The 24,095-nt window shown below is 67.9% G+C and carries 25 protein-coding genes; 13 read left to right on the top strand and 12 right to left on the bottom strand.

Annotated elements, in window-relative coordinates:
• Positions 1 to 149: 149 nt before the first annotated feature.
• Together V5F75_RS14085 and V5F75_RS14080 are read left to right on the top strand one after the other, a co-directional pair.
• Entirely contained in the window at positions 150 to 1,847 is a 1,698-nt protein-coding gene (locus tag V5F75_RS14085; RefSeq protein ID WP_394037372.1) for a methyl-accepting chemotaxis protein, read from the top strand.
• Between the two features lie 131 nt (positions 1,848 to 1,978).
• Positions 1,979 to 2,509 carry a gamma carbonic anhydrase family protein gene (locus V5F75_RS14080; protein WP_394037374.1) on the top strand — a complete coding sequence of 177 codons (531 nt, stop codon included), beginning with the start codon at positions 1,979 to 1,981 and terminating at the stop codon, positions 2,507 to 2,509.
• 27 nt (positions 2,510 to 2,536) lie between these two features.
• Here the strand turns inward: V5F75_RS14080 and V5F75_RS14075 are convergent, their stop codons facing one another.
• Positions 2,537 to 3,196, bottom strand: a complete 660-nt coding sequence (locus V5F75_RS14075) for a transglutaminase-like cysteine peptidase (protein WP_394037376.1) — start codon at positions 3,194 to 3,196, stop codon at positions 2,537 to 2,539.
• Positions 3,197 to 3,370: 174 nt separating this feature from the next.
• Here V5F75_RS14075 and V5F75_RS14070 point away from each other — a divergent pair, with 174 nt between their 5' ends.
• Both V5F75_RS14070 and V5F75_RS14065 read left to right on the top strand, forming a co-directional pair.
• A complete protein-coding gene (locus tag V5F75_RS14070; RefSeq protein WP_394037378.1) occupies positions 3,371 to 4,114 on the top strand; it encodes a rhomboid family intramembrane serine protease in 744 nt (247 codons plus the stop codon).
• A 173-nt stretch (positions 4,115 to 4,287) separates the two neighbouring features.
• The gene (locus V5F75_RS14065) at positions 4,288 to 4,719 is read left to right on the top strand and encodes a CBS domain-containing protein (protein WP_394037380.1); all 432 of its coding nucleotides are present in this window, start codon (positions 4,288 to 4,290) and stop codon (positions 4,717 to 4,719) included.
• 79 nt (positions 4,720 to 4,798) lie between these two features.
• On the opposite strand, the gene V5F75_RS14060 is transcribed toward V5F75_RS14065, so the two are convergent.
• Positions 4,799 to 5,434: a peroxiredoxin gene (locus V5F75_RS14060; RefSeq protein WP_393988212.1), complete on the bottom strand. Its 636-nt coding sequence runs from the start codon at positions 5,432 to 5,434 to the stop codon at positions 4,799 to 4,801.
• A gap of 210 nt (positions 5,435 to 5,644) precedes the next feature.
• Here V5F75_RS14060 and V5F75_RS14055 point away from each other — a divergent pair, with 210 nt between their 5' ends.
• Positions 5,645 to 7,045 (top strand): diguanylate cyclase domain-containing protein, encoded by a 1,401-nt coding sequence (locus V5F75_RS14055; protein ID WP_394037382.1) that lies wholly within the window; start codon positions 5,645 to 5,647, stop codon positions 7,043 to 7,045.
• Positions 7,046 to 7,100: 55 nt separating this feature from the next.
• On the opposite strand, the gene V5F75_RS14050 is transcribed toward V5F75_RS14055, so the two are convergent.
• Both V5F75_RS14050 and V5F75_RS14045 read right to left on the bottom strand, forming a co-directional pair.
• A complete protein-coding gene (locus tag V5F75_RS14050; protein WP_394037384.1) occupies positions 7,101 to 8,774 on the bottom strand; it encodes a lysine--tRNA ligase in 1,674 nt (557 codons plus the stop codon).
• 50 nt (positions 8,775 to 8,824) lie between these two features.
• On the bottom strand, positions 8,825 to 9,043 hold the full coding sequence (locus V5F75_RS14045) for a putative antibiotic biosynthesis monooxygenase (protein WP_394037386.1): 219 nt from the start codon (positions 9,041 to 9,043) through the stop codon (positions 8,825 to 8,827).
• 103 nt (positions 9,044 to 9,146) lie between these two features.
• On the opposite strand from V5F75_RS14045, the gene V5F75_RS14040 reads away from it, so the two are divergent.
• The gene (locus V5F75_RS14040) at positions 9,147 to 9,764 is read left to right on the top strand and encodes a TetR/AcrR family transcriptional regulator (RefSeq protein WP_394037388.1); all 618 of its coding nucleotides are present in this window, start codon (positions 9,147 to 9,149) and stop codon (positions 9,762 to 9,764) included.
• On the opposite strand, the gene V5F75_RS14035 is transcribed toward V5F75_RS14040, so the two are convergent.
• A complete protein-coding gene (locus V5F75_RS14035; protein ID WP_394037390.1) occupies positions 9,758 to 10,618 on the bottom strand; it encodes a transporter substrate-binding domain-containing protein in 861 nt (286 codons plus the stop codon). The genes V5F75_RS14040 and V5F75_RS14035 overlap by 7 nt on opposite strands.
• Positions 10,619 to 10,722: 104 nt before the next feature.
• On the opposite strand from V5F75_RS14035, the gene V5F75_RS14030 reads away from it, so the two are divergent.
• A complete protein-coding gene (locus tag V5F75_RS14030; RefSeq protein WP_394037392.1) occupies positions 10,723 to 12,681 on the top strand; it encodes a glycosyltransferase family 2 protein in 1,959 nt (652 codons plus the stop codon).
• On the opposite strand, the gene V5F75_RS14025 is transcribed toward V5F75_RS14030, so the two are convergent.
• Together V5F75_RS14025 and V5F75_RS14020 are read right to left on the bottom strand one after the other, a co-directional pair.
• Positions 12,665 to 13,255: an SCO family protein gene (locus tag V5F75_RS14025; protein WP_394037394.1), complete on the bottom strand. Its 591-nt coding sequence runs from the start codon at positions 13,253 to 13,255 to the stop codon at positions 12,665 to 12,667. The two genes, V5F75_RS14030 and V5F75_RS14025, sit on opposite strands and share 17 nt — an antisense overlap.
• A gap of 52 nt (positions 13,256 to 13,307) precedes the next feature.
• Positions 13,308 to 13,517, bottom strand: a complete 210-nt coding sequence (locus tag V5F75_RS14020) for a hypothetical protein (RefSeq protein WP_394037396.1) — start codon at positions 13,515 to 13,517, stop codon at positions 13,308 to 13,310.
• Between the two features lie 336 nt (positions 13,518 to 13,853).
• Between V5F75_RS14020 and V5F75_RS14015 the strand changes: the two genes are divergently transcribed.
• A complete protein-coding gene (locus tag V5F75_RS14015; protein WP_394037397.1) occupies positions 13,854 to 14,147 on the top strand; it encodes a hypothetical protein in 294 nt (97 codons plus the stop codon).
• 30 nt (positions 14,148 to 14,177) lie between these two features.
• Positions 14,178 to 15,116: an AEC family transporter gene (locus V5F75_RS14010; protein WP_394037398.1), complete on the top strand. Its 939-nt coding sequence runs from the start codon at positions 14,178 to 14,180 to the stop codon at positions 15,114 to 15,116.
• A 15-nt stretch (positions 15,117 to 15,131) separates the two neighbouring features.
• Here the strand turns inward: V5F75_RS14010 and gluQRS are convergent, their stop codons facing one another.
• Positions 15,132 to 16,028 carry a tRNA glutamyl-Q(34) synthetase GluQRS gene (gluQRS, locus tag V5F75_RS14005; protein WP_394037400.1) on the bottom strand — a complete coding sequence of 299 codons (897 nt, stop codon included), beginning with the start codon at positions 16,026 to 16,028 and terminating at the stop codon, positions 15,132 to 15,134.
• Positions 16,029 to 16,073: 45 nt separating this feature from the next.
• Between gluQRS and V5F75_RS14000 the strand changes: the two genes are divergently transcribed.
• The 3 genes from V5F75_RS14000 (at position 16,074) to V5F75_RS13990 (ending at position 18,132) form a co-directional block, all read left to right on the top strand.
• A complete protein-coding gene (locus V5F75_RS14000) occupies positions 16,074 to 16,721 on the top strand; it encodes a DNA-3-methyladenine glycosylase family protein (protein ID WP_394037402.1) in 648 nt (215 codons plus the stop codon).
• A gap of 30 nt (positions 16,722 to 16,751) precedes the next feature.
• The gene (locus V5F75_RS13995; RefSeq protein ID WP_394037404.1) at positions 16,752 to 17,450 is read left to right on the top strand and encodes an alpha/beta hydrolase; all 699 of its coding nucleotides are present in this window, start codon (positions 16,752 to 16,754) and stop codon (positions 17,448 to 17,450) included.
• Positions 17,451 to 17,574: 124 nt separating this feature from the next.
• On the top strand, positions 17,575 to 18,132 hold the full coding sequence (locus tag V5F75_RS13990; protein WP_394037406.1) for an HNH endonuclease: 558 nt from the start codon (positions 17,575 to 17,577) through the stop codon (positions 18,130 to 18,132).
• Positions 18,133 to 18,184: 52 nt separating this feature from the next.
• On the opposite strand, the gene V5F75_RS13985 is transcribed toward V5F75_RS13990, so the two are convergent.
• The gene (locus V5F75_RS13985) at positions 18,185 to 18,694 is read right to left on the bottom strand and encodes a disulfide bond formation protein B (protein ID WP_394037408.1); all 510 of its coding nucleotides are present in this window, start codon (positions 18,692 to 18,694) and stop codon (positions 18,185 to 18,187) included.
• A 359-nt stretch (positions 18,695 to 19,053) separates the two neighbouring features.
• On the opposite strand from V5F75_RS13985, the gene irrA reads away from it, so the two are divergent.
• Positions 19,054 to 19,518: an iron response transcriptional regulator IrrA gene (gene irrA, locus V5F75_RS13980; protein ID WP_394037410.1), complete on the top strand. Its 465-nt coding sequence runs from the start codon at positions 19,054 to 19,056 to the stop codon at positions 19,516 to 19,518.
• 145 nt (positions 19,519 to 19,663) lie between these two features.
• On the opposite strand, the gene V5F75_RS13975 is transcribed toward irrA, so the two are convergent.
• The 3 genes from V5F75_RS13975 to acnA form a co-directional block, all read right to left on the bottom strand.
• Complete coding sequence (locus V5F75_RS13975; protein ID WP_394037412.1) at positions 19,664 to 20,011, bottom strand: DUF2794 domain-containing protein; 348 nt, start codon at positions 20,009 to 20,011, stop codon at positions 19,664 to 19,666.
• A 436-nt stretch (positions 20,012 to 20,447) separates the two neighbouring features.
• Positions 20,448 to 21,182 carry a DUF1223 domain-containing protein gene (locus V5F75_RS13970; protein WP_394037414.1) on the bottom strand — a complete coding sequence of 245 codons (735 nt, stop codon included), beginning with the start codon at positions 21,180 to 21,182 and terminating at the stop codon, positions 20,448 to 20,450.
• A gap of 188 nt (positions 21,183 to 21,370) precedes the next feature.
• Positions 21,371 to 24,067 carry an aconitate hydratase AcnA gene (gene acnA, locus V5F75_RS13965; protein ID WP_394037416.1) on the bottom strand — a complete coding sequence of 899 codons (2,697 nt, stop codon included), beginning with the start codon at positions 24,065 to 24,067 and terminating at the stop codon, positions 21,371 to 21,373.
• Between the last annotated feature and the right edge of the window lie 28 nt (positions 24,068 to 24,095).

Genomic DNA, 24,095 nt, shown 5'->3' with positions numbered 1-24,095 from the left:
TAGTATCGTCTACATACTGAATTGGCGTGTATCCGTCCTTGGACCTCACAAACGTGGTCGGCGGGCGGGTCATGGCGTTTTGCATTGTCCGGCACAGGGCGAATGCAGTTCCAGCGAAGCCGCGGGCTGGCGGCTGTTGGGGGAAGCTCATGTCGTTCAAGAATTGGCCTCTCGCCTGGAAGGTGGTCAGCCTCCTTTTCGTTCTCGGCGCGGTGAGCCTCGGCGGCGGCTACTACGCCACCTCCAACATGCTGTGGATCGACAGCGTCTATTCCAAGCTGCTCGGCCACGAGGCCCTGGCGGGAATGAACATCGCCCACGCGGGGCGCTACATCGCGCGCTACAGCGGGGCCGTCCACCAGCGGGCCGCCGCAGATTCCACCGAGAGCATGATGCGCACCGCGGCCCTGGTGGATCTGGCGCAGGACGGCTTCAAGAACAACATGAAGGAAGCGGCCGAGCTTCTGCCGGACCGGACCGCCGACCTGGAGCGGCTGACCGGGGATTTCCAGCGCGCCGTGAAGGGGCCCTGTGGCGATGCCATCGGCATCGCCGAGGGCTTCGATGCCGACAAGAAGGAGAGGGTCGCGGAGGCGATGAAGACCGGCTGCGATCCGGCCCTCGACGCACTGACCGACCGGCTGACCCAGTTCAACCGCACCCTCGCCAAGGAGGTCGCCGACGAGCGGGAGCAGCTTGCCGCCGCGTCCCAGGGCACGGCCTGGGTCACGCTCATCGCCATGTCCGGCGGCACGATGGTCGTCCTCGTCATCGCGATCTTCGTCGTGCGCTTCGGGGTGGTGCGCCCCATCCAGGGCTGCATCACCGTCATGGCCGCCCTCGGCCGGGGCGAGCTCGACGTGCCCGTGAGCGGAACAGAGCGGACCGAGGAGATCGGCTCCATCGCCAAGGCGCTGGAGACATTGCGCGGCCACCTGCGCATCGCCGAGCAGCTGCGCCGGGAGGCGACTGAGCGCGAGATGAGCGAACGCGAGATCCTCGCGCGCCGGGAGCAGCTCGCGCACGATTTCGTCGGCCAGATGCAGACCCTCGCCTCCGGCTTCGTGCAGTCCTCGGGCGAGCTGGAGGACGCGGCCAAGAGCCTCTCGGCCACGGCGGAGGAAACCTCCCGCCAGGCCCAGGCGGTGGCGGCGGCGGCCGAGCAGGCCTCATCCAACGTACAGACGGTGGCCACGTCCTCGGAGCAGATGGCGGCCTCGGTGCACGAGATCAACGGGCAGGTGGCGCGCTCCGCCACCGTGGCCGACAGCGCCTTCGTGGAAGCCGAAACCTCCAACCGCAGCATCGCCGGCCTCGCCTCTGCGGCTGGCGCCATCGGCGATGTCATCGACATCATCAAGACCATCGCTGCCCAGACCAATCTTCTCGCCCTGAACGCCACCATCGAGGCGGCGCGGGCGGGGGAAGCCGGCCGGGGCTTCGCCGTGGTGGCCGCGGAGGTGAAGGACCTCGCCTCCCAGACCGCCAAGGCCACCGACGAGATCTCCTCCAAGATCGCCGAGATCCAGCAGGCCACCGACGGGACGGTGGCTTCCATGGCCGAGATCGTGCGCGTCATCTCCACCATCAAGGAGAACGCGTCCGCCATCGCCGGCGCGGTGGAGGAACAGGGCGCGGCCACGGTGCAGATCGCGCAGAACTGCCAGCAGGCAGCCACCGGCACCCAGCAGGTCACGCAGAATATCTCCGGCGTCGGCCAGGCGGCGGAGATGACCGGCAGCGCCTCCACCCAGCTCATGATGCTGTCGAACGGCATCTCCGGCCAGGCCGCCGACCTGCGCCGGCTGGTGGAGGGGTTCGTGTCCGAGTTTGCCGCTGCCGCGTGAGAATAGAGCGTCAGTGGGGGCGGGATACGTCTTCGTCCCGCCGCTTCGCCGCAGGGATGGGGTGCCTCTAGCCACGGCCCGGCATCGGCGTTAGGGGAGGGCAGGCTCCGCGCCCCACAGGAGGAACAGCCATGCCGCTCTATGCGCTCGACGGTGTCGCCCCAGAGCTGCCCGCGTCCGGCAATTATTGGATCGCGCCCACGGCGGTGCTCATCGGCCGGGTGATCGTCAAGGAGGGGGCGAGCATCTGGTTCGGCGCCGTGCTGCGTGGCGACAACGAGCCCATCGTCGTCGGCGAGGGCAGCAACATCCAGGAAAACTGCGTGCTCCACACGGACCCGGGCTGCCCGCTCACCCTCGGCGCCAACGTCACCATCGGGCACAATGTGATCCTGCACGGCTGCACCATCGGCGACAACAGCCTGGTGGGCATGGGCGCGACGGTGCTGAACCGGTCTGTCATCCCCGCCTTCAGCCTCGTGGGCGCCGGTGCGCTCGTGACCGAGGGCAAGACCTTCCCCGAGCGCTCCCTGATCGTGGGCTCGCCGGCCAAGGCCGTGCGCGCTCTGGACGATGCCGCTGTCGAGGGCCTCGCCAAGAGCGCACTCAACTACCAGCGGAACGGCAAGCGCTACGCCCAGGGGCTGGTGCGGGTCGATTGACGCGTTGGCCGTGAAGGGACGGGCGCCTCAGCGCCCGCCGCCCACCACCGGCGGGGAGGGCACCAGCGTGTCACCCAGGGAAACCCACTCGGCCGCGCGCGCCTGAGACTGGCGCTTCACATACCGATAGCCGGTGTCCTTCCAGGAGAGGATCTCGTCCTCCTGGTTGTCGAGGATCAGGTCGCCACGATCGGTGATGACGGTCAGCACCGCATGGCCATCGCCCTCACGGTCCCGCACCACGGTGATGAGAAGCACGGAGCTGGGCCAGCCCAGGTTGAGCAGGGTACGGCGCTTCTCCAGCACATAGTCCTCGCAATCGCCCTTCCCGTCGTCGGGATAGGCCCAGCGCTCGGTCTCGCCATAGTGTTCGAGGTCGGTTTCCGGCTGCACGCGGGCGTTGACGCCGCGGTTCACGCGGTCGAGCTCGGCTTCCTTCTCCTCGTCCAGGTGGACGGCCACGATCTTGGGGCCGGAGTTGCCGCAGTCACGCGGATGCTCCGCGCAGAAGCGCGTGTAGCCGGCGGGGGCGCTGGTGCCACGCCCTTCGGCGAGGTGCTGGGGCGCGAACGCGGGCGAAAGATTGGCGAAGCGCTGTTCCTGAGCGCCGGCCGCGCCAAGGCTGCCGCACAGCAGGGCCATGGGGAGCAGTATCTGCAGCAGGGTCCGGGGCAAGGACTTCGACATCGCGGTCATCCGCCGTGGGTTAACAAAATGATAATGCCCCATCGCGGCCGCAATTGCCTCGTCAACCTTCTATTAACCTTAACGGCTCCATGGCGGTGAAAGCCGCCTTCCGATGGCGGGCGGAAGCAGGGGATTTTCCTTGCCGAGCGGGGCGCGCCTGCCTATGTCGAGGGCGTGTCCAATCGCACCCTCCTTCCTCCCGCGCCGGCCCGCGAGCCGGTGTTCAATCTCCCCGCCAGCGTCGTCGGCGTGGCGCTCGGGCTGATCGCGATCCACGCCGTGCGCATGCTGGTGCTGAGCCCGGCGGCGGACCTGGAGGTGCTGACTTATTTCGCCTTCATCCCCGCCCGCTACACCCTGCCGGACACCATGTTCTACCTGCCGGGGGGGCTGGGGCCGAAGGTTTGGACGGTGGTGAGCTACGCGCTGCTCCACGCCAATTGGATGCATGTGGGCGTCAACCTCATATGGTTTCTCGCCTTCGGCACGCCGGTGGCGCGGCGCTTCGGCACGCTGCGGTTCCTGCTGTTCTGCGCGGTGACGGCGGCGGCGGGCGCGGGCGCGCACTACCTCAGCTACCCGGACGGCATCGCGCCCCTGATCGGCGCCTCGGCCACCGTTTCCGGCGCCATGGCCGCCGCCATGCGCTTTGCGGTATCGCCCGGCGGCGTCCTGGCCGGCGGCTTCGGCGGGGGAGACCGGCATCCGGCGGAATCGCTCCTCGACAGCCTGCGGAACACGCAGCTGCTGATCTTCATCGCCATCTGGTTCGGGCTGAACCTGCTGTTCGGCCTCGGCGTCTCCATGCCGGGCACGGAGGGCGCCGAAGTGGCGTGGCAGGCGCACGTGGGCGGATTCCTGGCGGGCCTGCTGCTGTTCGGGCTGTTCGACCCGGTGCCGCGCACCCGCGTCCGTTGAAGGGCCCCTGACGGAATTCGGTAGCCCTATACAGCCTTACGTTGCGCACAGGCGAAACGCGCTTGCCTCCTTGGGCGATGCGAGGGATGCTTTCATCCTCAACAGGCCGGCACGGGCAAAAAGCAACCGGGCCACACCGGATCCCGGCCGGCGTCCGAAGGGAGCGAACGCCAATGACCGTGAGCAGGATTCTGCAGCAGAAGGGCGGTGACATCGTCACCATCTCCCCGGGTGCCACCCTGGGCGACGCCGTTGCGCGCCTCGCGCGGCATCACATCGGCGCCATCGTGGTGGTGGACGAGCACATGGCCGTTGAAGGCATCATCTCCGAGCGCGACGTGGTGCGCCTGCTCGGTGAGCGCGGCACCGAGGCGTTGACCGCGCCGCTGGACGGCGTGATGACGCGCGCCGTGGTGACCTGCACGGGCGACGAGACGGTGCCTGTGATCATGGAACGCATGACGCGCGGGCGTTTCCGCCATGTGCCGGTGGTGGAGGGAAGCCGCCTCGTGGGCATCATCTCCATCGGCGACGTGGTGAAGCACCGCGTGGAGGAGATGGAACGCGAGCACGCGGCTCTGCGCGACTACATCATGTCCGCTTGAGGCAGGGCTCCGGTCGGCCGCCGGGCCGGCCGGAGAGGGGATGCCCCGCGCGGGGGCATCCGTGATGGTGCGTCGGGGCTCACGCGCCGGGCTGGCGCACCACGCGCAGATAGGGCTTCACGGTCTTCCACCCTTCCGGGAACTTGGCCTTCGCCGCATCGTCCGACAGGGACGGCACGATGATGACGTCCTCGCCGGGCTTCCAGTCCACCGGCGTCGCGACCGAATGGTTGGCGGTGAGCTGGAGCGAGTCGAGGACGCGCAGGATCTCCTGGAAATTGCGCCCGGTGGACGCCGGATAGGTGATGGACAGCTTCAGCTTCTTATCCGGGCCGATGATGAACACCGAACGCACGGTGGCGCTGTCGTTCGCATTGGGGTGGATCAGGTCATAGAGCGTGGACACCTTCCGGTCCGCATCGGCGATGAGGGGGAAGTTCAGGCTCGCGCCGGTAGCGTCCTTGATGTCCTGCACCCAGGCCGGATGATTCTCGACCTTGTCCACGGAGAGGCCGATCACCTTCACGCCGCGCTTGTCGAACTCGCTCTTGAGATGGGCGACCTGCCCGAGCTCGGTGGTGCAGACGGGGGTGAAGTTCTTCGGGTGGGAGAAGAGGATGCCCCAGCTGTCGCCCAGCCAGGCGTGAAAGCTCACCGGCCCTTCCGTGGTCTCGGCGGTGAAGTCCGGAACGGTGTCTCCAAGGCGCAGACTCATGTCACACTCCAATTCACAACTGAAACAAGTTGATAATTCGATTATATAACTTATTTTATCGAATTAAATCATTTTATGCGCGTGGTTCCCTGCCGGCCGCGCGCATGGGAAAAGGAAAGGTGTTGGGCGAAGCGCGCTCACTGCCGTCGGTAGCGCATCCCGCATGGCGGCGTGTGCTGCGGCGATCCATGATCGGGCGGATCGCTCCTGTTGACCGACACCGGAGAGATGAAGGTGATGCACGGCAGCGGGGCGGAGACGGCTGCAGTGGGGCAGGGCGCGCTTTGCCGGATTGCCTGCGCGACGCTCGGTGTCGCCTCGGCGGTCATTGTACGCAAGGCCGAGCCGCTGCCGCCCGCCGTCGCCACGCTTTGGCGCCGGGCCGAGGCGGCTCAGGGCGCGCTGATCGTGGAGGATGTCCTCAAGGACGAAATGCTCGCCGGCCTTTCGTTCGGCCCCGAGGACGGAGCGCCGCGCTTCTGCGCGGCCGTTCCGCTTCATGCTGGCGCCGATACGCAAGCAGCCGCCCTTCTGCTTCTGCTCGATCCCGCGCCCCGCGTGCTCTCGGCGCAGCAGCGCCGATGGCTCGCGGACCTCGTGATGCTCGCGCAGGCGCAATTTGCGCTGGAGACCGCCGCCCGCGAGGCGACAACCGAGGCGGAGAGCTACCGCCTGCTGGCAGAAAACTCCGCGGATACCCTCGTGCGCGGAAGCCTCGACGGCATACGGCTCTATATCTCCCCCGCGGTGAGGACACTGCTGGGGTACGAGCCGGAGGAACTGGTGGGAAAGCGCGCGATGGAGCTCGTGCATCCCGATGACCGGCCCGCCTTCCAGGCCCTGATGCGGCAGATCCGCGAGGGCACCGTGGAAAACGCCAGCAGTGAGCAGCGCCAGCGGCACAAGAACGGTGCCTGGGTCTGGATCGAAGCCTTCATCCGGCTGACCCATGACAAGATCACCGGCGCGCCGGACGGCTATGTGGTGTCGGTTCGCGACATTTCCCAGCGCAAGGCGGCGGAGGCGCGCCTCGCCCACCTCGCCGCCCATGACGCGCTGACCGGGCTCGCCAATCGCAGCCTGCTCCAGCAGCGGCTGGAGGAGGAGCTGGCCCGCGCCCGGCGGGCGGAGGCGGGCTTTGCCGTGCTGTGCCTCGACCTCGATCGCTTCAAGCAGGTGAATGACACCTACGGGCACGCCGCCGGTGATGCCGTGCTGTGCGCCGCGGCAGTCCGCATCCGGCGGGAAACACGGCGTGAGGATCTGGTGGCGCGGCTCGGTGGCGATGAATTCGTCGTGGTCCTCGGGGCCTGCGCCGCGCCACTCGACGGCGCCGAACGGCTTGCCCGGCGGCTGATCGAGGCGATGGCCGAGCCCGTTTCCTTTGGCACGGGCACGGCGAGCGTCGGCGTCAGCATCGGCATCGCGGTCGCGAGCCCGGCGATGGTGGAGCGGGGGGCGGGCGCGGGAGAGCTTTTGCGTGCCGGCGACCGCGCGCTCTATGCCGCGAAGAGGCGGGGGCGCAATCGCGTGGTGGTGGCTCCGAGCGGCGGGCATGACGCCAATGCCGGGCCGCTTCCGGCACACCAGGGCGACGCCTCTGCACGGTGAACCGCCGCCGGAGGCCCGGCGGCGGGGGAGGGAGCTAAGGCCGAGGCGGCCCCCCTCAGGCGGCGCCGGCGAGCTCCCCCGCAAGGGCCTTGGCGATCAGGGCGCGGGTCTCGGGAACGCCGTAGATCTCCACGAAGGAGCCGAAGCGCGGCCCGCGCTCCAGGCCGAGCAGCACTTGGTAGAGCGTGTTGAACCACTCCACCGAGACGCCGGGCCGCTCGGGCGTGGCGCCCTTCGCCTTCAGATCCTGGTAGCGGGCGATGGGACGGGCGACATCATAGAGCGCGCTCTGGATGTCTTCCGCATTGGCGCCGGCGGGCAGGGCGGCAAGCGCCGCGTCGAGCCTCACCAGGGCCTCGCGCTCGATCTCGTCGGGCACTCGGAACACCTTGTTGGGCTTCACGAAGTCATGGAAATACTTCACCGCATAGCCCACCAGCTCCGCGAGCTTGGGATGGCTCTGCGCGGAGACGCCCGGCACATGGCGGTTCAGGAAGCCCCAGAGCACGGCCTCGTCCTCGGTATTGGAGGCCGAGGCGAGGTTGAGGAGCATGGTGAAGGAAACGGGCATGTCCAGCTGGGGCGGATTGCCGGCATGGATGTGCCACACCGGATTGCCGAACCGCAGCTTCCAGTCCTGCTGGGGGTAGCGGGCGAGGAAGTTGAAATACTCGTCCACCGCCTTCGGAATCACGTCGAAATGCAGCTTCTTGGCCGAGCGGGGCGACTGGAACATGTAGAGCGCGAGGCTCTCCGGGCTCGCATAGGTCAGCCACTCGTCGATGGTGAGGCCATTGCCCTTCGACTTGGAGATCTTCTGGCCCTTCTCGTCCAGGAAGAGCTCGTAGACGAAATGCTCCGGCGGAGTGCCACCCAGAATCGCGCAGATCCGGTCATAGATCGGCGCATTGGTCTGGTGGTCCTTGCCGAACATCTCGAAATCCACGCCGAGCGCGGCCCAGCGGGCACCGAAATCCGGCTTCCACTGCAGCTTCACATGCCCGCCGGTGACCGGAACCGTCTTGTCCTGCCCGTCCTCGTCGGTGAAGGTGAGGGTGCCGGCCTTGGCGTCCACCGCCTTCAGCGGCACGTAGAGCACGCGGCCCGAGACGGGAGAGATGGGCAGGAACGGCGAGTAGGTGGCCTGGCGCTCCTCGCCGAGGGTCGGCAGCATCACCTCCATGATGGCGTCATACTTCTCGGCGGCGTGCAGCAGGACGGGGTCGAGCTTGCCCGAGAGATAGTAGTCGGTGGCGCTGGCGAACTCGTAGTCGAAGCCGAAGGTGTCGAGGAAGCGGCGCAGCATCGCGTTGTTGTGCGCCCCGAAGCTCGGATAGTCGCCGCCGAACGGGTTCGGCACCCGAGTCAGCGGCATCTGGAGATAGGGCCTCAGCGCGGCCGGGTCCGGCACGTTGTCCGGAATTTTCCGCATGCCATCCATGTCGTCGGAAAAGCACAGGAGGCGGGTCTTCACCTTGTCCTCGGTGAGGATTCGGAAGGCGTGGCGCACCATGGTGGTGCGCGCCACCTCGCCGAAGGTGCCGATGTGGGGCAGGCCCGAGGGGCCGTAGCCGGTCTCGAACAGCACCTCATCCTTGGGTTTGCGCTTCAGCCGCTCCACCAGCTTGCGTGCCTCCTCGAACGGCCAGGCGGTGGCCGTCTCGGCGACGCGCTTCAGCTCACCGGCAAGTTCTGCCGGGACAGCAAAGGCGGACGAGGCTTCAGTCATGACAAACTCCAGAAAAGGAGCGCGATACTTAGGAAGGCGCGAAGGTTGCGTCAACGCGCACGAGGCGCGGTGCGGGCCCGCGCCAGGGGCAGCACCACATGCACCATGCCCACCACCATCGGCGGCACCGCGCACAGGGTGGTCGCCCAGACCGGCCAGCCGGCCGTGAGCGGTGAGAGGGCTGCGAGGATGAGGTTGATGAGCACATACGCCCCGGCCATCATCAGGCCGAGGAAGCGCAGATGCGACAAGGCGGGCGGGCGGATCATGGCAGGCTCCACAATACATAACGAAACGGTCCGTTTCGTTTGAGTCATGATATATACGGGCCGTTCCGTTTATCAAGGCCTGACTGTTTCGAAGGAGCAGGAATTGACGCGCCAGGCATCTCCCGAGCCCGTCCCGCATGAGGGCCACCGCCGCGCCTCCATCGGCGCGCGCCGCAATCCGGAGGCGGAGGCCGCCATTCTGGAGGCGGCGCGCGGGCTGCTGGCGGAGCGCGGCTACGCCGGCTTTTCCATAGAAGAAGTGGCGCGCCGCGCCGGTTCGGGCAAGCCCACCATCTACCGGTGGTGGCCCACGAAGGCGGATCTCTTCATCGACGTCTACAGCGCCGAAAAGAGCGCCGCGCTGGTGCCGCCGGAGACGGGAGCCCTCTGGAGCGACCTTGTGGCCTACACCCGCGCCCTGTGGGCATTCTGGCGCGACACGCCTTCGGGGAGCACCTTCCGCGCCCTCATCGCCGAGGCGCAGGGGAGCGAATCGGCGCTGATCGCGCTGCGGGACAAATTCCTGCCCGAGCGGCTCAGGGACGTGCGGCGCATGTTCGAGGCGGCCGCCGGCCGCGGCGAGATCCGCGCCGAGGCGGTGCCTCACCTCCTCACGCTCTACATCGGCTTCAACTGGGCGCACCTGCTGACGAACCGCATCGCCGACGATCCGGTGGGGATCGAGACCGTTGCCCGCATCCTAGCCGGCGCGCCTCAGTAGAAGCCGATGGGGAACCAGCGCAGGTAGAGGTCCGTGTAGACGCCCTTCTCCCAGATGCGCTGCAGGGCGTAGTCGATGGCGTGACGCAGCTTGTCGTTGCCCGCCTTAACGGCCACAGCGAAGCCCTCGCCGAAGAAGCGGCTTTCCGTGAAGGGGCCGCCGGCAAACGCGCAGCAGCCGGCCGAATCCGTGCCATTGAGCCAGAGCGAGAGGGCGATGCCGTCTCCGAACAGCAGGTCCACATCCCCGCTGCGCAGTGCCGCCTGGGCGCTCTTGAGGTCGGGATAGGGGCGGATCGCCGCCTCGTTGAAGAAGGAGCGCAGGTACGCCTCATGGGCGCTGCGCGAGACCACCGCGATTCGCTTGCTGGCGATGGTTTCGGGGAGGGTCGTGGCCGGCTCCTGCCCCTTGCGGGCGACGAACCGCGCCGGCGTGCCCAGGTAGCGTTCCGAGAAATCGAGCGCCGCCCGGTTGGCCGGGGTCGCGGCGAGCCCGGCGATGGCGGCATCCGCGCGGCCCTGCTCGAGGGTTGCAGGCAGGCTGTCGAAGGCCGCGGCCTGGATGGCGCAGACGACCTGGAGCTCCGCGCAGATGGCGCGCGCGAGGTCCACGTTGAAGCCGGAAAGCACCCCTTCCGCGCTCAGGAAGTTGAAGGGCGGGTAATCGTCGGACGTGACGATCTTCAGCTCCTTCGGCAAATCGGCGGCGTCGGGGCGTTCCAGCCGGCGCTCGGAGTTCCAGAAGTTCGGCACCACCACCGGCGACGCGATGCCCCGCGTGGGGGCATCCGGACGCGGGGATTCGGCGTGGGCCAACTCAATCTGAAGCCCCGCGCCCGCCAGGGCGAGAACCAAGGCGCACCACCGGGTGAACAACCAAAAGCTGAAGTGACTTCGTTGTGCCATGATGCACATAGTACCTTTAGGCTGTATTCCGGTCGGGCCAGGATAGCATGGTGATGGAGGCGTTGCGTGCCGGCAAGGGGGGCTCCCGCCGGCTCTCGGGTGGAGACCGCGCGAACCGCGCCTCCGGCGCCGAGGACCCCGCGGACCGGCCCCTGCCCCCCGAGCTGGCCGCTTTTACACCGATCCTGCCAGAGCCCGTGCTGCGTCGCGCCCTTTCCCGCGCGCGGGCACTGGGAGTGGGGGGCGATGAAGTGTTGCGCTGCGCCGGCCGGGTGGATGACCACGAGGCGGCCGCAGCGGTCGCGCGTCATCTCGGTCTGCCGCTGGTAGAGACCGTCGACGGCCTCGCTCCCCCCGCAGATGGGGCGCCGGGGGAGGCGGCGGGCTGGGCGCGGGCGCTGCTGCGCACCGGCGTCCACGCGGGACTCGATCATCAGGGCCGCGTGGTGTTCACCCTTGCCCCGCGCGGGCGCGCCATCACGCGGCTGGCGCGGGCCCTGCGGGTGGATCCTCGCCTGGGCGGGCGCACGCGCCTGATCGCGCCGGGCGCCTTGCGCCGGCAGGTGGCGGAGGAGGCAGGGCTGGCCATCGCCAACGATGCCGCTTTTGCTTTCCGCGATGCTTCGCCGGCGCAGTCCGCCGGAGCGCTCGACGCCGCGCGGGCGCTGTTCAGGATGGCGGCAGTCGTCGCGGGAGCTGGCGCGCTCGGCTGGCTCCTCGCACCCGGGGTCGCGTTCCTCGTGGCGCAGGCGTTTCTTTCCGTGATCTTCCTCGCCTGGATCGCGCTGCGGCTCGCCGGCTGCGGCTTCAATGCGCTGGAGGATGAGCCCGCGCCGCGGATCGAGGAGCGCCACCTGCCGGTCTACACCCTGCTGATTCCGCTCTACAAGGAAGCCGCGAGCGTGCCGCGCCTGGTGGCGGCCATGCGCGCGCTGGATTATCCGCCCGAGAAGCTCGACATCAAGCTGGTGGTGGAGGCGGACGACGCCGAGACGCGCGGCGCCATCGCCGCCCTGGGGCTGCCCGTCCACATGGAAGAGGTGGCGGTGCCCAACGTGGGGCCGCGCACCAAGCCCAAGGCGCTCAACATGGCGCTGGCCTTCGCGCGCGGCACCTATGTGGCGGTGTTCGACGCCGAGGACCAGCCGGAGCCGGACCAACTGCGGCGCGCCCTCGCGGCGTTCTGGCGCGGTGGGCCGAAGGTGGCCTGCGTCCAGGCCCGCCTGTGCGCCGACAATGGCGATGAAAGCTGGATCAGCGGACATTTCGCCGCCGAGTACGCCGGGCAGTTCGATGTGCTGCTGCCGGTCCTGAGCGCCTTGAAGCTGCCGATCCTGCTCGGCGGCACCTCGAACCATTTCCGGCGTGACATTCTGGAGCAGGCCGGCGGCTGGGACCCCTTCAACGTGACGGAAGATGCGGACCTCGGCATCCGCCTCGCACGCGTGGGCTGGCGCACGGAAGTGATCGCCGCCACCACGTTCGAGGAAGCGCCGGTGACGCTCAAGGCCTGGCTCGGCCAGCGCACGCGATGGATGAAGGGCTGGGCCCAGACCCTGCTCGTCCACGGCCGCGAGCCGCGCCGGCTATGGCGGGACCTGGGCTGGCGCAACGCCCTCGCGGTCACGGTGCTCACAGCCGGGCCGTTCGCCTCCGCCCTGCTTCATCCCTTCTGCCTGGGGCTGCTCTCGTGGCACCTCGTGCAAGGCGAGCTGGGGCAACCCAGCGCGAGCTGGGCGGAGGTGCTCACCTCCGCGCTCACCTATGTCACGCTGGCCGTGGGATACGGCGGCACGGCGCTGACCCTGCGCGTGGGCCTTGCGCGGCGGGGCGAGCGGCTAAGGGCAGGGCTGCTCTGGAGCATTCCCCTCTATTGGCTGCTGATGTCGTTCTGCGCGTGGCGCGCGCTGACGGACCTCGTGAAGCGCCCCTATCATTGGGAGAAGACGGCGCACGGCATATCCACCCGCCGCGTCCCCCTCAAGGCGCAGCCGCTCAGAGGTAGCGCCTGAGGGCCTCGGCCGCTGCCTCCGGAGCCTGCTTGGAGTTGAAGGGCGCGACGAACGCGCCGCTCTTGTCCATGAGGTACACCACCGCCGTGTGGTCCATGGTGTAGTCGCCATCGGAGAGCGGCACCTTGCGGGAATAGACGCGATATTCCTTCTTGATGGTCTCGATCTCATCCGGGCGGCCCGTGAGGCCGCGCAACTGCGGGGCGAAGCTGCCGAGGTAGGATTTCATCACCTCCGGAGTGTCGCGTTCCGGGTCCACGGTCACGAAGAAGGCCTGCACCTTGTCCGCGTCCGGGCCGAGGGCGCGGAAGATCTCGGACATCTCGTAGAGCGCGGTGGGGCACACGTCCGGGCAGTGGGTGAAGCCGAAGAAGATGAGGCTGGGCTTGCCCTTCAGCGCCGCCTCGGTCACCCGCGCGCCATTCTGGTCCACCAGGGTGAAAGGGCCGCCCACGGCCGCGGCGCTTGTCGGTGCCGGCTGGCCCGGCAGCAGGGCCGTGACCCCGGCGACAAGGATCAATGCACCGGCGACGAACGCGCCGAAGAAGGTCATCAGCTTGAGGCGGGGCGACATGGCTATACCGATGGAAAGTGCAGGACGGGGAATGAAAGCGCGCGCTCCGGCGTCACAGGCACGAACCGATCCCGGCCGAAAGGGTGTCAAAGAAGACGGTGGCGCCGTAACGCGACCACAGCAGCAGCGCGGCCGCCATCAGCGCCCCGGCCAGCGCTGCCGCCAGCCACAGCCCTGCGCGGGCGGCGCGGGCGGCGAGAGCGGCCTTCGCCCGCGATGCGGGGTGGGGAAGAGCGGTAAAGCCGAGTTCGTTCTGGCGCATGGCCGTTTCCGCGCGCGAGCGCATAAGGTCACGAGATGCTTCTAGAGTAGTCGTCCTGCGCGGGCCCGCCAAGGGGCGGTGGTGGAGCTGCGGCAGCGGGGGCGTGCAAGTATGGTTGACGCCCCTGGACACGGCCCCTAACAATAGGGGTATGCGCGTTTCCGGACCCATCCTGTCGGATTTCGCCCCTGCTGCGCGGCGAATTCCCCACCCGGTCGACAATGTCGGCCGGGTGAAATGACGCGTCGGCCGTAAGCTTGCCTGAGGCGCTGCGCGCTGGCGCGACCGTTCATGGTCCGCGACGCCACGGCGTCCCTTCAGTCCGGAAATCCCATCATGTCGTCCCCCTTTGCCGCACCTGCTGGCGCTTCGCTTCATTGCCTCCTGGTGGAAGCCGACGCCGCCCCGAACGCGCTGCTGCGCCTGCTCGAGCCCTTCGTCATCCATGATGTCCTGCCCCTGCGCCTGGAGAGCCGTGCGGACGGCGACGCGCTGCGCCTCGTCATCGCCTTTTCGGCCGAGAGCGACCTTGCCGAGCGCCTGCAGATGCGCCTGTGCGCCATGCCCGTGGTGCGCGGAGCGGCGCTCGACATTCCCGCCCCGGAGGCGATGAGCGCCGCCGCCGCCTGATCTTCTCCCGCAACCCGCCGAGCCCGCCCCATGCTCTCCGCCATCACCGACATCGCGGTCATCATCCTGCCGGTCTTCGGCATGGTGGCCATCGGCTATGGCGCGGCACGGGCGGGGCTGGTGAGCGAGAAGGCCTCCGACGGGCTGGCCGAATATGTCTTCAACCTCGCCCTTCCGGTCCTCATCTTCCGAACCCTGTCTGAGGCGAAGCTGCCGGAGGCCCAGCCCTGGGGCTACTGGTTTGCCTATTTCGCGGGGGCGTTCCTGGTGTTCGGCCTCGCCATGCTGGCCGCGCGCCGGCTGTTCGGGCGCGGCCACCAGGAGGCGGTCATCCACGGCTTCGCGGCGGGGCAGGCCAACACCGTGTTCGTGGGCGTGCCGCTCATCCTGAAGGCTTATGGGGAGGAGGGGGCGGTGCCCCTCTTCCTGCTCATCGCCATTCACCTGCCCATCATGATGGTGGCCGCCACCTTGCTGCTGGAGGGCGGCGCCGGCTTCTCGCCGGCCACCCTGAAGCGCCTGGGGCGGCAGCTCGCGCTCAATCCCATCCTGGTCGGCATCTACGCGGGCGGGATCGCCCAGCTTCTCGGCGTGCACGCCACCGGCATTCCCCGCCAGCTCGTGGACCTGCTCAGCGCCTCGGCGACGCCCTGCGCCCTGGTTTCGCTCGGCCTCTCGCTGCGCCACTATGGCATGAGCGGCGACGTGCGCCCGCCCATCCTCATCGCCTTCCTGAAGCTGGTGGTGCATCCGGGCGCGGTGTTCCTGCTCACGCTCGTGCTGCCCATGCCGCGGGTGTGGGCGGGCGTGGCGGTGCTGTTCGCTGCCATGCCCTCGGGCATCAACGGCTACCTCCTGGCACAGCGCTACGGCGTAGCGGTGACTACCACCACCAGCGCCGTCTCCCTCTCCACCGCCTGCGCGGTGGTCACCGTCGCCTTCTGGCTGCTGGTGTTGGGCGTCGGTTGAAGCCGCCATTCTCCGTCAGACCGGCAGCTCCAGGCGCCGCCGGATGTCCTCAGGGGTCGCGCCCGCGGCCCTGAGGGCGGCGAGGCTGGTGGCGTTGTTGCTCTTGGAGAGCTTGCGGCCGTTCTCATCCAGGATCAGCCGGTGATGGTGGTATACCGGCGGCGCCAGGCGCAGCAGGTGCTGCAGGAGCCGATGCACGGCCGTCGCGTGGAACAGGTCCATGCCACGGATGACATGGCTGACCTCCTGGGCCGCGTCGTCCACCACCACCGAGAGGTGGTAGGAGGTCGGCACGTCCCGCCGCGCCAGGATCACATCGCCCCAGGAGGCCGGATCCGCCGGAACGCATGTGAGCGGGCCATCCGGTACGCCCTGCGCCTCCAGCCACGACAGGGGCGCATCGAGCCCCGCAAGCGCGCGCGCCATGTCGAGCCGCAGCACGAATGGCTCGCCCGCCGCCCGCCGCGCCGCGCGTTCCCCATCGGAAATCTCGGCGCGCGGAAAGGGAAAGAGGGGGGCGCCATCGGGGTCTCGCGGGTGGGGCCGGCCGGTTTCCGCCTCCCGCGCGCGCACGGCGCGGACGATGTCGCCACGGCTCTCGAAGGCGGCATAGACAAGCCCCAGCTCCTCCAGCCGGGCGAGCGCCGCCGCATAGTCCGCGAAATGCTCCGACTGGTGGCGCGGCGGCGCATCCAGCGTGATGGACAGCCAGGACAGGTCCTCCACAATGCCGGCCTCGTATTCCGGGCGGCATCGGGTGGCGTCGATATCCTCGATGCGCAACAGAAAAGCGCCGCGCGCGCGGCGGGCGGCGGCCTCGTTCAGCAAGGCGGAATAGGCGTGTCCGAGGTGGAGGCGGCCGTTCGGGCTCGGCGCGAAGCGGCAGACGAAAGGACCGGGAAGAAGACTCATGATGTCCTGGCTTATTACCACACCCCACCGTTCGGAGCCCGCGCGGTGAGCGACCTTCTGCTGGCGGACCAGCCCGCCTTCGATCTGGCCTTTGCGCGCCTGCTGGCGTGCGATGCGCGTCTTGCGCCCCTCGCGGCGCTGACCGGCATTCCGCGCCTGCGGCGGCGACCCTCAGGCTTTTCGGGCCTTCTCGGCATGGTGGTGGCGCAGCAGCTCTCCGTGGCCGCCGCCCGCGCCATCTCGACCCGGCTGGAGGAAACGCTCGGCGGCGCCACTGCCACAGCCTTCCTTGCAGCCGCGCCGGAACGACTGCGTCAGGCGGGGCTTTCGGCGCCCAAGATCCGCATGCTCACGGCTCTCGCCCAGGCGGTGGAGGCGGGCGAGGTCGATTTCGCGACGATCGCCGGCCTGCCGGCGGAAGCGGCGGTGGCGGAACTCGTCCGGCTGCCGGGCATCGGGCGCTGGACCGCCGACCTCTATCTTCTGTTCTGCCTTGGCCGGGCGGACGCCTTCCCCAGCGGCGATCTCGCCTTGCAGGTGGCCCTGGGAGAGGGGTTCGATCTGGGCGGGCGATGCACGGAGCGGGGACTGCTCGCCATCGCGGAAGACTGGAGGCCGCTTCGGGGCGTAGCCGCGCACCTGCTGTGGGCCTATTATGGCGTCCGACGGGCCCGGGCCGGGGTGCCGGCCTGAAGCATCTGCAGAAGCAGGGGGTTCATCGCCATGTCCTTTCCCCTCGACGGCGTTTCCCTGGATGCGCCCATCCTCGACGGCCCGCGGCTCCGCCCGAAGGCGGGCGGACAGCCGGATTCGCTGGTGGTGCTGCTGCATGGCTACGGTGCCGACGGGCGCGACCTGATCGACCTCGGCAACGCCTGGGCCGGGCTGATGCCCCGCACCGCCTTCGTCTCGCCCCACGCGCCGGATCCGTGCGAGCAGGCTCCGGTGGGGCGGCAGTGGTTCCCGCTCACCTTCAACGACCCGCACGAGCTGCCGCGGGGCGCGGCCGCTGCGGCGCCGGTGCTGCACGCCTTCCTGGAGGCGGAAATGGCGAAGCTCGCCCTGCCGCCGGAGCGTGTCGCCCTCGTGGGCTTCAGCCAAGGCGCCATGATGGCCCTGAAGGTGGGTCTCTCGCCGGACATACGGCCGGCGGCGGTGGTGGCCATCTCCGGGATGTGGGTGGATGCGGGCGCGCAGCGGCACACGCCCGTCGCCAACCCGCCACCGGTGATCCTGATGCATGGCGAGGACGACGAGGTGATTCCCGCGCAGGCGCTATTCGGCTCCGCCAAGGCGCTGGTCGCCGCGGGAGTGCCGGTGGAATGGCATCTGAGCCCGGGGCTCGGCCACGGCATCGACGAGGCCGAAGTTGCGATCGCGGGCGCGTTCCTCGCGCGCAGCCTGTCGCGCGCCCCCGTCTGAGCCGCCCTGCGCGGCGGGGCGACACTGCCCCGCCTTCACAACACTGACATGGTGAATATACAGTATCGCGGCGCATCGAGGTCGACCGGCTCGATTCGATGCGGAAGGACGAGGAGTTCGGTCCTTGACCACTGCTTTGTCACCAGGTGCCTGGCCAGCGCTTGTGCTCAACGCGGATTACCGCCCGTTGAGCTACTACCCGCTTTCTGTCTGGTCATGGCAAGACGCCATAAAGGCGGTATTCCTCGATCGCGTCAACATTGTCGAATATTACGACAAGGCGGTGCGAAGTCCCGGTTTCGAAATCAGGTTGCCGAGTGTCGTTTCCTTAAGAACATTCGTTAAGCCTACACGACAACCGGCCTTCACACGCTTCAACGTTTTCCTGCGCGACCGCTTCTCCTGCCAATACTGCGGCACGCGTGACGACCTGACCTTCGATCACCTCATTCCGCGCTCCCGGGGCGGACAGACCACCTGGGAAAATGTCGTAACCGCCTGCTCCCCCTGCAACCTGCGCAAGGGCGGTTACATGCCGGGGGACTTGGACATGTGGCCGGCACAGATGCCGTATCAGCCTTCCGTCCAGGATCTGCACCAGAACGGCCGCCACTTCCCCCCGAACTATCTGCACGAGAGCTGGCTCGATTATCTCTATTGGGATACCGAGCTCGACCCCTGATCGCTTCGAGCCTGCGGGCGGCGTCTGGACCTACACCGCCCGCCTGTCGCCTTCACCATGTGCGACCTGTCGCCGCTGCTCTCCCCGCGATAATCGCGAGCACGGCTGCGATGATGGCATTCCAGCCCGCCATGGAGAGGCCGAGCAAGCGCCACGTAGCCTCGTCGCAGCGCGGCACGCTTGCCGTCTTCAGCGCGGCGAGCAGATCTCCCGTCACCATGGTGGGGGCGCCGGTGCAGGAGGTGGGACCGGGCCAGAAGCGCCACTCCACGCCCGCATGGAACACGGCAAGCCCCATGTTGCCGAGCATCAGCAAGGCGATGAGGGCAAGCAGGAGCCGCCCGCTGCGGGGATGGCCCTTGGCGAGCGCCGCGAGCGCGGCAACGCCTACGGGCACGGCGATATAATAAGGAATTCGCTGGTCGAGGCAGAGCGGGCAGGGGGCGAGGCCCACCACCAACTGGAAGAACCATGCCGCCGCGAGCGCGAAGGCTGCGCCTGCCGTCGCCAGCAGCGCCGCCGGCGCGGGAGAGCGGAGGGAGTGGAGGGGGAGGGGTGCCACGCGGGGCCTCGTCGCTGTCTGCTCGGTGGTCGTGCCGCGCGACACGCGCGCGCCTGAGCCGATAGACCCGCCGCACGCTCCTGTCCACGGTCCCGCACCGCTATGCCGCAGCCGTGAACGGCAGGCCCCTACCTTAGATTTATTCCTACTCACCCGAGCGCTCTGGCTCCGTAGCGCGACATGCGGTATAAGTCGGCAATCGTCTTCGGAGGAATTCGCATTCGCAATTGCGTTTCGCCTCCGCCGGCATATTTTGGTGATAGCTACGAAGATTGCAGACCGAAATGAACGAGATGCCCCGATCCCGATCCGCCTTCGGTACTCCCGTTGCCCAGAGCAGCGAAGGCATTGACGAGCCCATGCTTCCGGTTGCCCAGCTGCGGGACATCACCGTGGCGCGCCGCACCGGCTGCCCCTTCCACGACGTGCGCGAGATGCTCCGGGAAGTAGGGTTGCGCCCCACGCGCCAGCGTCTGGCCCTCGGCTGGCTGCTGTTCGCCAAGGGCGACCGGCATGTGACGGCCGAGATCCTGCACGAGGAAGCCATCAAGGCGCGCTTCCCGGTTTCCCTCGCCACCGTCTACAACACGCTCCACCAGTTCACCGAAGCCAGCCTGCTCCGGGAAGTGGCGGTGGACGGCTCGAAGACCTATTTCGACACCAACGCCTCCGACCACCATCATTTCTATCTGGAAGGCCAGAACGATCTGGTGGACATTCCCGCCAGCGACGTGATGGTCAACCTCCTGCCCGAGCCGCCGGAAGGCTACGAGGTGGCGCGGGTCGATGTGGTGGTTCGCCTGCGCCGCAAGAGCAGGTCCTGATCGAACTCGACTTTCGCGGGTGTTTCGGCGCGCTGCGCGCGCCGGTTCTTCTGCTGACCCGCTCGGCAAATGCGTGCCGCTCGACGCCTTCGGGGAATGAGGCGTCGCGGCGCGCATTTTCGTCTTCAGGAGCCGCCCGGCGCTGTCAGACTGCGTGCAGCGGCCTTTCCAGCACGGCCAGCACACGCGGCAGCTCATGTCCCCTCTTGAGAATGAGCCCGGTCTGAGACACCACCGCGTAGGCGCCCTGTCGACGCGCGAGCCGCGGGTCCTTCTCGATTCGGTATAACGGCACATCCATGGCGCGGCGGAAGATCGAGAAGACCGCCTTGTCCTTCATGAAATCAAGGGCGTAGTCCCGCCACTCGCCCAGGGCGACCATCCGCCCGTAGAGGTCGAGGATGCGGTCGAGCTCGCGGCGATCGAAGGTTACCCGCGCCGCGACCGCCGGGGCCGGCACGCGGGACAGGCCTATGGGCTCGATGTCTCCCATCGCCTCTCCTTTTCAGGGCATTCGCGCCGCAGCGCATCTTTCCCCATGATCGCCGCGTGAACACACGCTTTCAAGGGCATCCGTAGCCGGCACCGCGATATGTGCAGCGCACGTGATCACGTCAACGTTAGGCAAATCACAGTGTCGCCGGATTTCGGCCCATCGCCTGCCGTGGGCGGGAGGGATAGTCCTTCCCGTAGCAGGGCCGGTTCGTGAGGCGCTCCGGTCTATCCCAGCCCCCCCAGCCCCCCGGGGCGTATCCGAACCGGCCACTGCTACGCATCGACTTAGACCCCAAGTTGAGCCGCCCTCCGGGCGGCTTCTTTTTTGCGCGCGGCGTTGGCGATGACGCACCGTTTCAGGCGGAAACCTGCCCGGAGCGGAATTGGGGAAGTAGGAGGATGCGCGACCGATCTATGCCCAAAGGGCGCCGCAGCTACTCCAGGGCGAGAATGGTCGCGCCGAGTATGGGGCCGGGCGCGCCCGAGCTGCCGGCCTGCAGCAGCACCGCGACCTGATCGACCTCGTCGCTCTTGAGATCGCTGATCTTCATCTCGTGGCGAAGCTTCTTGCCGTCCCATACGCCGAGTCGCACCCACCCCCGCACCACGTTGGAATAGGTGACGTTTCGACCGCTGTTCTCGCCCCGGCCGATGGTGACGGACTTCTCGCGCGCCACCGGGCAGGCCCACAGCTCCGCGCCCTCGGGCGGCGGCGCCGATTCCGGCACCTCGATCTCCATCACCTCGCCGTTCCGCCGGGCCGTGATGGGCACGCTCAGCGCCCGCCCGGCGCTGGGATCTCCGAGAATGGCGCGCTGCACGGCCGCCCGGTCATTGCCCTTGACGGCATGCACCCCGTCGACGACCGCCTGGGGGGTGAACACCTTGTGGTCCGCCCGTTTCTCGGCATAGGCCTTCTGCCGCACGGAATGGCCGTGCAGGGCGAGCGTATCCTTCCAGCCGATATAGTCCCAATAATCCACCGGCATGGTCAGCACGATCAGCTGGGGGTCCTTCGCCAGCTCCGCCGCCAGCGCGTCAGCCGGGGGACAGGACGCGCACCCCTGGCTCGTGAACAGCTCCACCACCGCCTTCGGCTGGCTCTGGGCCGCTGCCGGCAGCGCGAAAAGGGCGAGGGCGAAGGCGAGAGCTGATCGGGAGAATATCATCTTCGCAATGATCGATGCTGAAAGGGAGCGTGGCTTCGGGATAGCGGACGCACCGCGCCGCGACCAGTCACAAAGGGGTGTCACGGGGCCATTGTGCCGTGCTCGTGCGGCGTCGGCACCGGAGCTGGCATGAAAAAGCCGGCCCGGATCGCTCCGGGCCGGCCCTTTTTCGTTCGATCCTGCCGGGATCAGGCCGCGAGCGAGCGCAGCACGTAGGGCAGGATGCCGCCGTTGCGGAAGTAGTCGAGCTCATCCAGCGTATCGATACGGCAGATGAGGTCGACGTTCTTCACCGAGCCGTCGGCAAACTTGATCTCGGCGGTCAGGGTCTGGCGGGGCTTCAGGTCACCCTCGATGCCCTGGAGGGTGACGATCTCATCGCCCTTGATGCCGAGGGTCTGCCAGCTCTCGCCGTCCTTGAACACCAGCGGGACGATGCCCATGCCGACCAGGTTCGAGCGGTGGATGCGCTCGAAGGACTGGGCGATCACGGCGCGCACGCCGAGCAGCTTGGTGCCCTTGGCGGCCCAGTCACGCGACGAGCCGGTGCCGTATTCCTTGCCGGCGAACACCACCAGCGGCACGCCTTCGGTCTTGTACTTCATGGCCGCGTCGTAGATGGCGAGCTGCTCGCCATCCGGATAGTGGACGGTCACGCCGCCTTCCACGCCGGGCACCATCTGGTTCTTGATGCGGATGTTGGCGAAGGTGCCGCGCATCATGACTTCGTGGTTGCCGCGGCGGGTGCCGTACTGGTTGAAGTCCACCGGGCGCACCTGATGGTCGATCAGGTACTTGCCCGCCGGCGAGGCCTGCTTGATGGAGCCGGCCGGCGAGATGTGGTCGGTGGTGATGGAGTCAAGGAACAGGCCCAGGACGCGGGCGTCGATGATGTCCTTCACCGGCTCGGGGGTCTTCTGCAGGCCCACGAAGTAGGGCGGGTTCTGCACATAGGTCGAGGCATCCTGCCAGGAGTAGGTCTGGCCGGTGGGCGCCTCGATCTTCTGCCAGTGCGCGTCACCCTTGAACACGTCGGAGTACTTTTCCTTGAACATCTTCTTGGAGATGTTCTCGCGGATGTACTCGGCGATCTCCTTGTTGGAGGGCCAGATGTCCTTCAGGTAGACGGGCTTGCCGTCCTTGTCGGTGCCGAGCGGCTCGGTGGTGAGGTCCACCTGGAGCGAGCCGGCGAGCGCGTAGGCCACCACCAGGGGCGGCGAGGCGAGGTAGTTCGCCTTCACGTCGGGGTTCACGCGGCCTTCGAAGTTACGGTTGCCGGAGATGACGGCGCCCGCGATGAGGTCGTTCTTGTTGATCGCCTCGGAAATGGCCTCCGGCAGCGGGCCGGAATTGCCGATGCAGGTGGTGCAGCCGAAGCCCACAAGGTTGAAGCCCAGCTTGTCCAGGTCATCCTGCAGGCCGGAGGCCTTCAGGTAGCCTTCCACCACCTGCGATCCGGGCGCGAGTGAGGTCTTGACCCACGGCTTGGAGGTCAGGCCCTTCTTCACCGCCGCCTTGGCGAGCAGGCCCGCCGCGATCAGCACCGAGGGGTTGGAGGTGTTGGTGCAGGAGGTGATGGCGGCGATCACCACGTCGCCATGGCCCACCGTGTAGTCGGCGCCGGCCACGGGCACGCGCTTGTCCGCTTCGCCGGGCTTCTTGAACTCGCCTTCCAGGGCGGAGAGGAAGCCGGTCTTGGCGTCGGAGAGCAGCACGCGGTCCTGCGGGCGCTTCGGGCCGGCAAGGGAGGGCAGCACGGTATCGAGGTCGAGCTCGAGCGAGTCGGTGAACACCGGATCGGGGGTGTCCTTCCTGCGCCACATGCCCTGGGCCTTGGAGTACTTTTCGACGAGCTTCACGCGGCTGTCCTTGCGGCCGGTCTCATCGAGATAGTCGATGGTCTCCTTGTCCACCGGGAAGAAGCCGCAGGTCGCGCCGTACTCGGGGGCCATGTTGGCGATGGTGGCGCGATCGGCGAGGGAGAGGTGCTCCAGGCCGGGGCCGTAGAACTCCACGAACTTGCCCACGACGCCCTTCTTGCGGAGCATCTGGGTGACGGTGAGCACGAGGTCGGTGGCGGTGATGCCTTCCTTCAGCTTGCCGTCGAGCTTGAAGCCGATCACCTCGGGAATGAGCATGGAGATGGGCTGGCCGAGCATGGCCGCCTCGGCCTCGATGCCGCCCACGCCCCAGCCGAGCACGCCCAGGCCGTTCACCATGGTGGTGTGGGAGTCGGTGCCCACCAGTGTGTCCGGGTATGCAACCTCCACCTTCTTGCCGTCGATCTTCTCATCGCGGGTCCAGACGGTCTGGGCGAGATACTCGACGTTCACCTGGTGGCAGATGCCAGTGCCGGGGGGGACGACGCGGAAGTTGTCGAACGCGCTCTGGCCCCACTTCAGGAAGCGGTAGCGCTCCTGGTTCTGCTTGTACTCTTCCTCGACGTTCTTGCCGAGCGCGCTGTTGGAGCCGAAGAAGTTCACGATCACGGAGTGATCGATGACGAGGTCGACCGGCACCAGCGGGTTGATCTTGGCCGGATCGCCGCCGAGGGCCACCATGGCGTCGCGCATGGCGGCGAGGTCCACCACCGCCGGCACGCCCGTGAAGTCCTGCATCAGCACGCGGGCGGGACGATAGGCGATTTCCTTCTCCGCCTTGCCCCTGTTGTTCAGCCAGTCGGCGACCGAGATGATGTCGTCCTTGGTGACCGAGCGGCCGTCTTCGAAGCGCAGCAGGTTCTCAAGGAGCACCTTCATGGAGAAGGGCAGGCGGGAAATCCCCTCGAGCCCGTTCTTCTCCGCGGCTTCAAGGCTGTAATAGACGTATTCGTGGTCGTCCACCTTGAGGGTGGTGCGGCACTTGAAGCTGTCGAGGGATGTCACGGCGCGTTCTCTCCGTTGTAATGACGAT

The sequence above is a fragment of the Xanthobacter albus genome, from assembly GCF_043194895.2.
Lineage (GTDB): Bacteria > Pseudomonadota > Alphaproteobacteria > Rhizobiales > Xanthobacteraceae > Xanthobacter.
This window is presented reverse-complemented; position numbering and strand designations above follow the sequence as displayed.

Coding starts and splice junctions, on each gene's coding strand:
- V5F75_RS14075 (WP_394037376.1), bottom strand. CDS start 3,196: ATGTCGAAGTCCTTGCCCCGGACCCTGCTGCAGATACTGCTCCCCATG.
- gluQRS (WP_394037400.1), bottom strand. CDS start 16,028: ATGAGTCTTCTTCCCGGTCCTTTCGTCTGCCGCTTCGCGCCGAGCCCG.
- V5F75_RS14015 (WP_394037397.1), top strand. CDS start 13,854: ATGTCGTCCCCCTTTGCCGCACCTGCTGGCGCTTCGCTTCATTGCCTC.
- V5F75_RS13995 (WP_394037404.1), top strand. CDS start 16,752: ATGTCCTTTCCCCTCGACGGCGTTTCCCTGGATGCGCCCATCCTCGAC.
- V5F75_RS14030 (WP_394037392.1), top strand. CDS start 10,723: ATGGAGGCGTTGCGTGCCGGCAAGGGGGGCTCCCGCCGGCTCTCGGGT.
- V5F75_RS14060 (WP_393988212.1), bottom strand. CDS start 5,434: ATGAGTCTGCGCCTTGGAGACACCGTTCCGGACTTCACCGCCGAGACC.
- V5F75_RS14010 (WP_394037398.1), top strand. CDS start 14,178: ATGCTCTCCGCCATCACCGACATCGCGGTCATCATCCTGCCGGTCTTC.
- V5F75_RS14045 (WP_394037386.1), bottom strand. CDS start 9,043: ATGATCCGCCCGCCCGCCTTGTCGCATCTGCGCTTCCTCGGCCTGATG.
- V5F75_RS14080 (WP_394037374.1), top strand. CDS start 1,979: ATGCCGCTCTATGCGCTCGACGGTGTCGCCCCAGAGCTGCCCGCGTCC.
- V5F75_RS14085 (WP_394037372.1), top strand. CDS start 150: ATGTCGTTCAAGAATTGGCCTCTCGCCTGGAAGGTGGTCAGCCTCCTT.
- V5F75_RS14025 (WP_394037394.1), bottom strand. CDS start 13,255: ATGTCGCCCCGCCTCAAGCTGATGACCTTCTTCGGCGCGTTCGTCGCC.
- V5F75_RS13975 (WP_394037412.1), bottom strand. CDS start 20,011: ATGGGAGACATCGAGCCCATAGGCCTGTCCCGCGTGCCGGCCCCGGCG.
- V5F75_RS14050 (WP_394037384.1), bottom strand. CDS start 8,774: ATGACTGAAGCCTCGTCCGCCTTTGCTGTCCCGGCAGAACTTGCCGGT.
- V5F75_RS13970 (WP_394037414.1), bottom strand. CDS start 21,182: ATGATATTCTCCCGATCAGCTCTCGCCTTCGCCCTCGCCCTTTTCGCG.
- V5F75_RS14065 (WP_394037380.1), top strand. CDS start 4,288: ATGACCGTGAGCAGGATTCTGCAGCAGAAGGGCGGTGACATCGTCACC.
- V5F75_RS14020 (WP_394037396.1), bottom strand. CDS start 13,517: ATGCGCCAGAACGAACTCGGCTTTACCGCTCTTCCCCACCCCGCATCG.
- irrA (WP_394037410.1), top strand. CDS start 19,054: ATGCTTCCGGTTGCCCAGCTGCGGGACATCACCGTGGCGCGCCGCACC.